General features: G+C 61.3%; 12 protein-coding genes. 7 read left to right on the top strand and 5 right to left on the bottom strand.

Annotation, left to right across the window (positions count from 1 at the left end):
• Window positions 1–73: 73 nt before the first annotated feature.
• Window positions 74–898, bottom strand: a complete 825-nt coding sequence (locus JTP94_RS16260; protein WP_204851524.1) for an AraC family transcriptional regulator — start codon at window positions 896–898, stop codon at window positions 74–76.
• Window positions 899–994: 96 nt separating this feature from the next.
• Between JTP94_RS16260 and JTP94_RS16265 the strand changes: the two genes are divergently transcribed.
• Window positions 995–1,924 carry a phytanoyl-CoA dioxygenase family protein gene (locus tag JTP94_RS16265; protein WP_204851525.1) on the top strand — a complete coding sequence of 310 codons (930 nt, stop codon included), beginning with the start codon at window positions 995–997 and terminating at the stop codon, window positions 1,922–1,924.
• A 47-nt stretch (window positions 1,925–1,971) separates the two neighbouring features.
• Here the strand turns inward: JTP94_RS16265 and JTP94_RS16270 are convergent, their stop codons facing one another.
• Window positions 1,972–2,862, bottom strand: a complete 891-nt coding sequence (locus JTP94_RS16270) for a LysR family transcriptional regulator (RefSeq protein WP_204851526.1) — start codon at window positions 2,860–2,862, stop codon at window positions 1,972–1,974.
• A 173-nt stretch (window positions 2,863–3,035) separates the two neighbouring features.
• Between JTP94_RS16270 and JTP94_RS16275 the strand changes: the two genes are divergently transcribed.
• The 5 genes from JTP94_RS16275 to JTP94_RS16295 all read left to right on the top strand — a co-directional run bounded on the left by JTP94_RS16275 (window position 3,036) and on the right by JTP94_RS16295 (window position 8,293).
• Window positions 3,036–3,812, top strand: coding sequence for a class I SAM-dependent methyltransferase (locus JTP94_RS16275; RefSeq protein WP_204851527.1), 777 nt, complete (start codon window positions 3,036–3,038; stop codon window positions 3,810–3,812).
• A gap of 9 nt (window positions 3,813–3,821) precedes the next feature.
• On the top strand, window positions 3,822–4,466 hold the full coding sequence (locus tag JTP94_RS16280) for a pyridoxal 5'-phosphate synthase (RefSeq protein ID WP_204851528.1): 645 nt from the start codon (window positions 3,822–3,824) through the stop codon (window positions 4,464–4,466).
• 70 nt (window positions 4,467–4,536) lie between these two features.
• Complete coding sequence (locus JTP94_RS16285; RefSeq protein ID WP_204851529.1) at window positions 4,537–5,781, top strand: DUF2325 domain-containing protein; 1,245 nt, start codon at window positions 4,537–4,539, stop codon at window positions 5,779–5,781.
• A 157-nt stretch (window positions 5,782–5,938) separates the two neighbouring features.
• The gene (gene msrB, locus JTP94_RS16290) at window positions 5,939–6,427 is read left to right on the top strand and encodes a peptide-methionine (R)-S-oxide reductase MsrB (RefSeq protein ID WP_204851530.1); all 489 of its coding nucleotides are present in this window, start codon (window positions 5,939–5,941) and stop codon (window positions 6,425–6,427) included.
• A gap of 18 nt (window positions 6,428–6,445) precedes the next feature.
• Window positions 6,446–8,293, top strand: a complete 1,848-nt coding sequence (locus tag JTP94_RS16295) for a cytochrome c biogenesis protein DipZ (RefSeq protein ID WP_204851531.1) — start codon at window positions 6,446–6,448, stop codon at window positions 8,291–8,293.
• Between the two features lie 9 nt (window positions 8,294–8,302).
• On the opposite strand, the gene JTP94_RS16300 is transcribed toward JTP94_RS16295, so the two are convergent.
• Genes JTP94_RS16300 through JTP94_RS16310 form a run of 3 tightly spaced genes read right to left on the bottom strand, consistent with a single transcriptional unit; the run spans window position 8,303 to window position 9,653 of the window.
• On the bottom strand, window positions 8,303–8,722 hold the full coding sequence (locus tag JTP94_RS16300) for an NUDIX domain-containing protein (protein ID WP_204851532.1): 420 nt from the start codon (window positions 8,720–8,722) through the stop codon (window positions 8,303–8,305).
• A 52-nt stretch (window positions 8,723–8,774) separates the two neighbouring features.
• The gene (locus tag JTP94_RS16305) at window positions 8,775–9,353 is read right to left on the bottom strand and encodes a flavodoxin (protein ID WP_204851533.1); all 579 of its coding nucleotides are present in this window, start codon (window positions 9,351–9,353) and stop codon (window positions 8,775–8,777) included.
• Window positions 9,354–9,395: 42 nt separating this feature from the next.
• Window positions 9,396–9,653: a hypothetical protein gene (locus JTP94_RS16310; protein WP_204851534.1), complete on the bottom strand. Its 258-nt coding sequence runs from the start codon at window positions 9,651–9,653 to the stop codon at window positions 9,396–9,398.
• A 416-nt stretch (window positions 9,654–10,069) separates the two neighbouring features.
• Here JTP94_RS16310 and JTP94_RS16315 point away from each other — a divergent pair, with 416 nt between their 5' ends.
• The gene (locus tag JTP94_RS16315) at window positions 10,070–11,281 is read left to right on the top strand and encodes an efflux RND transporter periplasmic adaptor subunit (RefSeq protein ID WP_204851535.1); all 1,212 of its coding nucleotides are present in this window, start codon (window positions 10,070–10,072) and stop codon (window positions 11,279–11,281) included.
• Window positions 11,282–11,288: the final 7 nt, after the last annotated feature.

Consider the following 11,288-nt stretch of genomic DNA (forward strand, 5'->3'; position numbering starts at 1 on the left):
TTATTATATGTACACGAACTAGCGAAGCCCGCATGCCGACCCGCGGTCCTCGCCAATCGTTTTGATTGACGCTTCAAGTCCTCTTGTAGCGTGCTCGGAATTCGCGCGGCGTGCAGCCTTCGCGCTCATGAAACAGCCGCGAGAAATAGAAGGGGTCGCCGATCCCGACCCCGGCGGCAATGATCTCGATCTTGTCGTCCGTCGTCGCCAGCAGCTCCTTGGCGTGATCCATGCGTACCCGAAGCTGGAAACCCTTTGGCGACAGTCCTATTTCTGCCGTGACCTTTCTGCGCAGCGTGGCAGCCGACATTCCATGCTCGGCGGCGAATGCGGTCATGTCGAGCGGCTGCATGGCTCTTTTGCGCAGCGCTTCGACGATTGCGGCGATATCAGATCCATCATGGCGTGAAGGTGTCGCCTGGCTTGCCTGCCGGGCTGCCGACACGACGATCTGGTGAAGAATTGCGGCGGCGGAGGCTCTGGCGAGGTTCGTATCGTCGAGCAGATCGGCGTGGAGATTGGCGAAGAGGCGCTGCACCCGGTCGAGATTGCGCAGGGCCACGATCGGGGCCTGTTCGCTGATGAGCCGCAGTCGCACGAAGTCGCGCACGAGTGAACCTTCGAAAAGCGCCCACCGCTCGCTCCAGCCTGAAGCATCCGGCCCATATGAATGCTGTCGGCCCGGGAAAAGCCAGAAAAGCGCCGGTCCCTCCACGGTCTGCCGGCCGCCGGCACCGGTTTCGAGAAAGCCCTGGCCGTGCTCCACCAGGACGACAGCATAACTTGGCAGCTTCCGATCCCTGACCGCGTGCGTCACTTGCTGTTTTCCACTGCCGGTGACTGCAAGGCCGCCGGCTGCTGCGAGAGGGGATCGATAGACTGCTTCGGTTGTTTTCATCTGAGCGAAAAGTCCAGTATGGCTTTCCTCTATGTAGGAGAGTGTCCTTATCCGCTACATTCTGGGCACTATCAACGCAAGCATCGGACGAGTGAAATGTCGATTTCCGCACAGACGACGCAATCCAGCGAGGAGAGGCCTGCCCTTACTGCTAACGGAAAGATCCTGTCGACGGCCCCGGATCGGTTCGGGTATCTGACGCCGACTGATCCGGCGATCGGTGTCGAGGCGATCCGCCGTCTTTACGAAGAGAACGGCTACGTATGGCTGAAGGGCTTTTTGCCGCGCAACGACGTCATCGATTTCCGTGGCTGGGTTTTCGGCCATCTGGCCAGCGTTGGGTTGATCGCGCAGGGAACGGATCCGCGCGACGGGATCGCAGCCGCGACCGTGCCGGACAACAGGGCGGTGGACCGTTATCTCATGTCCCTGGTCCGGTCGGTCGCGTATGAAGGCTTCTGCGCGCAGCCACGCATGGCGCGTTTCATGGACGAATTCCTGTCGGGCATCTCTTATTTGCATAAGCGCAAGATCATGCGCCATGTCCGACCGGGCACGGCAACCGCGACGCCGGCGCACTACGATCTCGTCTATCTCCGCGGCGGCACGAGCCGGGTCGTGACCACATGGATTCCCCTTGGCGACATTCCCGTCGAAATGGGCGGCCTGGTCTATCTCGAAGGATCGCACGCGATCGGCCTCAAGATGGAGCGCGAATTCAACGAACAGAACGGGGATCTGAGCCCCGAGGAGCGCATCAGCGCCTACAATCGAAACATGACGGAAGGCGGATGGGTTTCAAAAGACCTGCCCGACATGGCGGAGCGTTTCAATACGCGCTGGTTGGCCGCGGACTACGAAGCGGGAGACATCATGCTCCACTCGCCCTTCATGATCCATGCGTCGACGACCAATCAGGACAGGAGACAGCGGCTGCGCCTCTCCACCGACATCAGGTACCAGAACGTCAATGACGAAATCGACGCACGATGGAACAACCATTGGAGCCTGGACGACATGCTTTAGTTCTTGAGCTCGCGTGACCTGACCTCCTGATCTCAGTGGCGCGGATATCAGCCCTGGGGCGGGACGCTGGAACCCATGTAGGCGACTGCCTCCTTGTGCAGCCAATCGCAAAAGAGCACGGATTTTCGATTGCGGCGCGCACGACGCAAGGCGACATATTCGTGGCCGCTTTCAAGGAAGCCGTGCGTAGCCATCAGCCGGCCGAAGCGGATGTCGTCGGTCACATAGGGCCAGGGAGCGACGCAGACGCCGAGGCCGGCGCTGGCGGCCTCGAGCATGAAATAGAAATGCTCGTATTCGACCCGCGGGCCGGGATCGATCGATCGTCCGGAGCGCGCGAGCCAGTCCCCCCACGCCCGCAGCCGGGTGCGCGTGTGGAGTTGAGGAAAGCCATCAAGATCTTGGGTGGAGCCCGCAAACAGCGACGGTGCGAGGACGGGTCCGGTCTGCTCCGGAAACAGGGGGATGACATCGGCACCGTCGGGCCATGGCGCAGTTCCGACACGGATCGCGACATCGAAGCCGTCGCGGCTGAAATCGACCGGTTTCGACGAGGCGGACAGGCGTACTTCGATATCGGGATATTCCGCCTGAAAACGATAAAGGCGCGGGATGAGCCACCGCATCGTGAAAGTGCCGGGGCATGATACGTCGAGCGGCCCGTCCTCGGTGTCGGCCACTGAGCGCACCGACATATCCATCTGATCGAATGCCGCCGTCAGCCCCGAAAGCAGCGTCGCGCCGCCCTCGGTGAGCCTCAGCCGGTTTTTCGGTCCTTCAAACAACGGGATGCCAAGCACATTCTCCAGATGCTGTATCTGGCGGCTGACCGCGCTGTGGGTCACATTCAGCTCTTCGGCAGCAAGCGTCATGCGGCCAAGCCGACCCGCAGCCTCGAAGGAGCGCAAGGCGTTCAGGGAAGGAATACGTCTGGCCATGTGCATTTTCCGAACATTGACTGTTCGATCATATCGATTTTCTTTCGGTAGAATAGCGTGTTTCTTGCCATCGAAACGAACGGACAGTGTGGCCGCGGAACAATGACGTGACGGTGCGATGGCATTTTCGCGCATGGCGAAGCTCTGTCCACAACGAGCAACGGAGGCTTGAAATGCACAGCAGACATCAGGACGGCAGCGCCGGCGACGCGAATTACGGCGTGATCGGCACCGGCTACACCCGCTACCGTCAGCCGGACCCTCATATTGCCGAATTCATCCGCAAGGCACTCGGCGATGCGGCCACGGTTTTGAATGTCGGCGCAGGAGCCGGTTCCTACGAGCCGGTCGATCGCGACATCACCGCCGTCGAGCCGTCGGCGTCGATGCGGGCGCAGCGGCCGGCGCATCTTCCCGTGGCCATCGATGCGACGGCGGAAAGCCTTCCTTTTCCGGATCGCAGTTTCGACGCCGCCATGGCGACGTTTACGGTCCATCAATGGTCGAATCTCGAGCGAGGGCTCAGCGAGATGCGCCGTGTCTCGCGAGGACCTGTGCTCATTCTCAGCTGCGACCCGGATTTGCTCGATTGCTCCTGGCTGCATGCCTATGCACCAGAGATGATCGCCGTCGAAGCGCGCCGTTATCCGTCGATGGCTGCTATCGTGGAAGGGCTGGGTGGCAATGCCGAAGTCAAGCCGGTGCCGATCCCGTTGAATTGCGTCGATGGTTTCGGCGAAGCCTATTATGGCCGGCCCGAGCGCATGCTCGACCCTGGCGCGCGGCTTGCCAATTCAGCCTGGAGCTTCGTCGAACCGTCGGTCGGCGAGCGGTTTGTTGCCGAGCTCGGTCGAGATCTGGCTGATGGAAGCTGGGATCGTCGCTATGGTGGGCTTCGCACGCAGCCTTTCTTCGAAGGCTCGTTGCGGCTCGTCATCGCAAGACCATGAGGTAGCGTGATGAAGGATGAATTGCGCTTGCTGAAATCATTGACGGGTCCGTTTCCCGCTTTCGACACGGATCTAGCACCCGACGAGCCGCGCGAATTGTTTTCCGATTGGCTCCGCGACGCGATCGAAGCTGGTGTCAAGGAACCGCATTCCATGGTGCTTTCCACCGTCGATGAAAACGGCGCGCCGGATGCGCGTGTTCTCATTCTGAAAAACCTTGATCACCGCGGCTGGCACTTCGCGACGACGGGCAACGGGCCAAAGGGGCGGCAGATCGCCCTCAACCCCTCCGTTGCCTTGAGCTTCTATTGGCCGGCGCTCGGGCGGCAGGTTCGTCTGCGAGGGATGGCATTGCAGGCCGAAGTCCACGAGCGCGACGCGGATTTTCGCGCGCGAGCGCCTGGTGCGAAAGCCGTGGCGCTGGTCGCCAGGCAAAGCGAGGTATTGGGGTCTCCCCGGGACTTGGAGGATGCAATCGCCCATCAATATCGCCGATTGCAGGAGGAGCCCGATCTTGTGGCGCCGAGCTGGGCGCTTTTCATCGTCATGCCGCATGAGGTCGAGTTCTGGCAAGGCGATAGCGAACGTCGCCATCATCGCTTGCGATACAAGCGCGAAAAGGCCGGCTGGATCAGAGAGCAGCTCTGGCCCTGACCATCGGGCTTGCCTGACGGCGAAAGACGCACTAGCGTAATATTCGATCAAATATAACGCTAGTGCGGATATGTCAGTTCTGCTCAACCATAAACAGCCGCTTGTGCTTGCACTTCCGAATATCGCCCAACGTTTGGATCAGCCACCGGCGCCGGAACAGGCCACGACCGTCAGGACCCAGAGGCTGAAGACCTGGGACCTGGCATCGATGTTCCATTGCTCGATCGTCGGAACCTGCCTGACGACTTCAGAGTTGCGACAGGTCCTTGCCAAGGTCAGCGATATCGATGCCAAGATGGCAACGGATCACGCCTTGCACAGCCGCGGCGTCAGGGCCGCCGGTCAACGCGATATCGCCGGCAAGCTGCTGAACAAGGCGCTCGACCGTCGTCATGAACGCATTCTGAAGCAGTTCTCGAAGCTCTCGACGCTGTCCGAGATCAGGGCGCAATGGAATATCGCCGTCGACGAAGGGGATATATCCGGAGCCTATTGGGCCGTCATGAGCCATCCGCTCAGCGATCGGCCCTTGGTGCAGGATGTGTTCGGCGAAGTGCATATGCTCTCGCATCTGGTCGGCAGTTCCAGCCGGCTCGACCTGGCGCGCCTGCGCAAGCTGCAGCTGGATGTCGAGGCCAAGGACGACAAGATCGCCCGCCAGGAGGCGCGGCTTAACGCGGCCGCCAGTGATCATGCGCTTTTGCAGAGACGTGTCGATGAGCTGGAGGCAAGCCTGCTGCGAAAGCAGGCCGTCGCCGTCGAGCCCGGGCCGGTGAGCGCAGACCAGCGGCAGGAGGCAAGATTGCTGCAAAGGCTGCAAGCGGCCGACCAGCGCGCGGAAGAGTATGAGGGACGTCTGGTCGCACTGGAAGCGAAGCTTGCCGATGCCGAGCGGCGGGCCAGCACTCTCGCCGAGGAAAACAGCGCCCTGCAACGCGAGCTGGATCTGCTTGAGGCGGCAGTGACCATGACGGATACGACCGGTGCCAAGACCGTGCATTCGGGTGAGCCTCAAACGCTCCTTTATGTCGGCGGTCGTCCAAACCTGTTCGACCGGCTGCGCAAACTGGCCGACGATCGGAACATAGAGCTTCTGCTGCATGATGGCGGCGTTGAAGACAATCTCTCGCTGCTGCCGGCAATGGTCGGTCGGGTATCACGGGCTATTTTCCCGGTCGACTGCATCAGCCATTCGGCCGCTGATATGGTCAAGCGCCTGTGCCGCGAGAACGGCAAGCCTTATCTGCCTGTCCGCTCGGCAAGCCTGGCCAGCTTCGCAGCCGCGATCGGGCAGCCTTTGGCCGCGGCGGAATGACGATCGATCACGTTTCGGTGTTTGCACCGGCATGCGTGTAACAAGATCGCATCCGCTCTCGTAATCCATAACGACGGGACGTGCATGGCGCCGGAAAGATGGGCGGCTTTAGGCGTCCTGCGGGCAGGCGGCCTATCCGCCCAGGGAGAAGAGTGCGATGCTGAACAGACGATTGTTGCTTCTTGCCGCTGCTCTTGGTGGCATCGGTTTGCGATTGGGTGCCGGCACAACGACGGCCAAGGCTGCCGAGAGTTTCGCCGTCACCCATAGTGATGAGGAATGGCAGAAGATCCTGACTCCAGACCAATATGCCATGCTGAGAGAAGAAGGGACCGAGCGTCCGTTCACGAGCGAGCTGCTGAACGAGCACGGCAAAGGAAATTTCGCCTGTGCGGGCTGCGAGCAGGACGCGTTCTCGTCGGCCACGAAGTTCGATAGCGGTACGGGCTGGCCGAGCTTCTGGGCGCCGCTCGATGGTGCCGTGACAACGTCGCGCGACACATCCTTCGGCATGGTGCGCAACGAAGTGCATTGCAGCCGCTGCGGCGGTCATCTCGGACATGTCTTCGACGACGGGCCGAAGCCCACGGGCCTGCGATACTGCATGAATGGCGTGGCCATGAAATTTCATAGGGCTGCGGCCTGAACGATCAGAGATAGACCAATGATCCTGTTTATCCTAGCCTATCTCGGCGGCGTGCTGACGATCGTCAGCCCCTGCATCCTGCCGGTGCTGCCATTCGTCTTCGCGCGGGCGGGCCAGCCCTTCCTGCGCAGCACGCTGCCCATGCTGATCGGCATGGCGGCGACGTTCGCGGCTGTGGCGACGCTCGCCGCACTCGGTGGCGGCTGGGCGGTCGAGGCCAACGAATATGGGCGTTATGCGGCGCTGGTGCTGCTTGCGGCCTTCGGTATCATCCTTCTCTTCCCGGCGCTTTCGGACTATCTGACACGTCCATTGGTCTCTCTCGGCGCGCGCCTGTCGCAGTCAGCCGATCGTTCAAGCCGGGGCGGCGGATCGGCGGTTGCTGCCTCGTTGCTGCTCGGTGTCGCCACAGGGCTTTTGTGGGCTCCCTGCGCGGGGCCGGTTCTCGGCCTCATCCTGACGGGCGCTGCCCTGCAGGGGGCAAGTGTCGGCACGACATTGCTACTGCTCGCCTATGCCTTGGGCGCGGCGACGTCGCTTGCGCTCCTCATCGGCGGACGCGTCTATCAGGCCATGAAGCGATCGCTTGGCGTTGGCGAATGGCTGCGCCGCGGCGTTGGGATCGCCGTGCTGGTCGCAGTCGTTGCGATTGCATTGGGGCTTGATACGGGCCTGTTGACGCAGGCTTCGCTCGCCAGCACCGCCTCGCTGGAGCAGGGTTTGGTCGATCGCTTCCACCCGCTGAACCAAAACAAGCCGTCGTCCGTCGTCATGAACAAGGATGGCGGCGCGATGATGAGCGCTACCAACCAGATGATGATGAGCGGCAAGCCCGATGCGACGGCCGGGGCCGGCACCATGTCTATGGCAATGACGCCGAAGCCTACCGCGGAGCAACTGCCCGTCGAAGGTCATGTTCCGTCGCTCGATGGCGCGGTGCAATGGCTCAACTCCGAGCCGCTGACGGCGGCTGGATTGAAGGGCAAGGTCGTCCTGGTCGATTTTTGGACCTATTCCTGCATCAATTGCCTGCGCGCCATTCCTTACGTCGAAGCCTGGGCGCAGAAATACAAGGATCAGGGCCTCGTCGTCATCGGCGTGCATGCGCCCGAATTCGCCTTCGAGAAGAATGTCGACAACGTGAAGAAAGCGATTGCGGATATCGGCATCACCTACCCGGTCGCCATCGACAACAATTATGCGATCTGGCGCGCCTTCGATAATGAGTATTGGCCGGCGCATTACTTCATCGATGCGCAGGGCCAGGTACGCCATCATCATTTCGGCGAGGGCGATTATGATCAGTCCGAGCGGGTGATCCAGCAGCTGCTTGCCGAAGCCGGCAATACCAATGTTTCCAACGATATCGTCGCCGTAAAGGCGACGGGTGCCGAGGCTGCCGCCTCCAACGAGGCCGATGTCCAGTCGCCGGAAACCTATGTCGGCTACATGCGCTCGCAGAACTTCGTCGATGATGCCGGCACGGTGAACGATGCCGCTCATGACTATGCCGCGGCAACCCCGAAGCTTAACGAGTGGAGTCTTGCCGGCAACTGGACCGTCGGCCCGCAGGAGGCGACCTCGAACAGCGCCGACAGCCACCTCTATTATCGTTTCCATGCCCGCGACCTGCATCTCGTGCTCGGACCGTCGGCCGATGGAAAGCCGGTGCGTTTCCAGATCGTGGTCGATGGGAAGCCGCCCGGTGAGGGACATGGCGTGGATACGGATGCAAACGGCAATGGCGTGGTGACCGGGCAAAGGCTATATCAGCTTGTGCGGGCGAGCGGCCCTGTCTCGGATCACACCTTCGAGATCAAATTCCTCGATCCGGGTGCCCAAGCCTACGCCTTCACCTTCGGCTGACAGGAGCAGTCAGCCGCCGGCGGATGCCGTCTGCTGGCGGTGAAACGGTAGGATATGGTGCTCGGTCAGCGGTGCCATGGGCAGGTCACCGGGATCAACCGGCGATACCCAGCGGATCTCTTCGATCTCCGCCGTCGCTATGATGGCGGCGTCTCCGACATGCAGCCGGAATAGGTCGGCGATGACGACATGTTCCGGTTCGTTGGCGGCCGGGGCTTGGAATTGGCCGAGAAATGCCAACTCGCGGATATCAGCGACAAGACGCAATTCTTCGAAGAGTTCTCTGACGAGAGCCTTCTCGGAGGTCTCCTGCGGCTCTATCTTGCCGCCCGGTTGCATGAAGGCGGTGGTGCCACGCTTGCGCACGAGCAGCGCGTCGCCATTCTCACGCAGCACGAGGGCTGCGGCTATCCGGATCGTTTTCAGCATATGCCGATCTGACCGGATTCGCCGTCAGATTTCAACGTCGAGCGAAGATCGCTCACAATGTTCTGGGTCCATCCTTCGGTGAGGCTCGGAACGCCCACGACGCGATCGCATCGTTTGCCCGTCCGCCCGCAATATCGAACTCGTTGATCATCAGGCTCGATTGGATGGTGGCATTGCGTGCCTGAGCCGCGAAATTGGTTTCATAATGTGAAGGAGTGAGCGCGTAAGTGGAGAATAGGCCCACTCTTCGACCGGCGAAGTTCACCCGTTCGAGAAAGCTCATCACGGGTGCTGAGACAGTATTCCACCACACCGGGCCTCCGACCAGGATCAGGTCGTAGTCCGACATGTCGGGAGGATCGGCGCGCAGTGGGGGGAATTCACCGGTTTCCAGCTCGTATTTCGATTGTTCCGCCATCCGCCGGATATCGAGGGGGTAGGGATCCGCCATTTTGATCTCCAAGAGCTCTCCGCCAACAAGCGCGCTGACCCTTTCGGCAACGGACTTCGTGTTGCCCGTATAGGAATAGTAAGCGACCAGAACCCTTCGCCGCTCTACGGCGAAGGCCCAATGAGGGGCGGTCGCTACGGCCATCATCGACGTGAGCACGGTGCGGCGGGAAAGTTGCATATGCTTGCGTCCTCTCATCTTCATCGGCGCTTCGTCGATAACCTATCGATGCGATGCAGGCGAATTGCCAATCGATGCCGTCATTCGTGGGGTCGACGGACTGTGGTGTGACGAAATCTGCATCGCCTCGTCGAGGCGCTCTGCTAGAATCGTAGGGTCGTTTTCTCCTTCGTCAGCAAATCTCATCAGCTCCCGCGCGGCGATGATCGCCGGCCGGTCAGAAAATTTGAGATCGTGACGAGAGCAGAAGGCTTCGAGCACTTGGCGCAGTGTTGCGATTTGCGATAGCTCAATGGCCAATTCCATATCCTCCTGTTGGGTTCGACATTGCCGACAGGGCAAGTGAACTTCGAGCAGGAAGATAGGCCGAACATGTCGCAGCTTTGTGCCGAAGATGTAGACGCATGTCGCCGAGGATGGCGCGGGCAGGAAGGCAGGCTCGCCATCGCGATGTCCGGCCGATGGCGGCTTCAAGCCACCGTCTTTACAAGGCCCAGACCCACTTTGACCACTATCGCCTCTGCGTAACACGCCTGCTGCATCGCAGCATGGGGCAGCCTATCGGTTGCGATAGGCATGCGACAGCTTGTTACAAATTTACCCGTGCTCGGCACATCCTTGCGACAGCTCCCGTGTAGCTTGCCAGCTCCAAAGACCCCCAGACGCCATCAACTATCGCCGACCGCTATCTTCTTTCATCTAATACGGAGTTCCATATGCGCATGCTATTCGTCCGCTTGGCTGCGTCCTGCATAAGCGCCTTGAGCCTGGCCGCGTGCGAACAGAGCGGGGCTTCCGCCCCGCAGGCGCCACCGCCGCCAACCGTCGGCTTTGTCACGATCGCCCCGGAAACTTTGCCGATGACCACCGAGCTTCCCGGCCGGGTTGCGGCGACGAGGGTGGCCGAGGTGCGGCCACGTGTTTCGGGCATCGTCACCGAACAGGTCTTCCAGCAGGGCGCGACGGTGAGGCAGGGGGACGTACTCTATAGAATCGACCCGGCGCCCTTCCAAGCACAGGTCGACAGCGTCGAAGCCACCCTGCGCAGAGCCCGGGCGGCGCAACTGGATGCGAGGCAGATAGCCGAACGGCAGGATCAACTTCGCAAATCGAATGTCACCACGCGGCAGGATTATGAATCCGCCGTTGCGAGGCTCGCGCAGGCGGATGCAGATGTCGCCGTCGCCGAAGCGGGCGTTGTTTCGGCGAAACTCAATCTGCAATATTCCAACGTCACGGCACCGATTTCCGGCCGTATCGGGCGCGCCCTGATCACCGAAGGGGCGCTTGTCTCGGCCAATGGTTCCGAGAACCTGGCGACGATCCAGCAACTCGATCCGATCTATGCCGACTTTACCCAACCCGCCGCCGATCTCATCCGGCTTCGCAAGGCGCTCGCGGATGGCAGCCTGACCACGAGCGTGAACGAGGCTCGGGTCGGGCTACGCCTCGACGACGGGACGGAATACCGGCATCCCGGACGGCTTCTGTTTTCGGAAGCAGCTGTCGACGCGACCACCGGCCAAGTCACCCTTCGGGGTGAGTTTCCTAATCCCGACGGCGAGCTGCTGCCCGGCATGTATGTCCGCGTCGAAGTCGAGCAGGGGGTCCGGAATGCAAGCCTGGCGGTTCCGCAACAGGCGGTGCAAAGGGATGCTACAGGCCAGGCAAGCCTCCTCGTCGTTACCAAAGACAACAAGATCGAGCAGCGCAGCGTGGTGGTCGGAAGATCGGCAGGCCAGCGCTGGATCATAGAACAGGGTGTTCAAGCCGGGGAACGTGTCGTCGTCGATGGCTTCCAGCGGGCGCGCGCCGGCGCGACGGTGGCGCCGCAACCCTGGACCGATCCCGCCATCGCCGCCGCCAAGCCAGCTGAAGAGACGGCCGAGCGCGCCCGCGCACAAGCCGATCTGCCCGTTCAACGATAAGGTACCC

Origin of the sequence: Martinezella lusitana (genome assembly GCF_016901135.1) — a bacterium.
Lineage (GTDB): Bacteria > Pseudomonadota > Alphaproteobacteria > Rhizobiales > Rhizobiaceae > Rhizobium > Rhizobium lusitanum_D.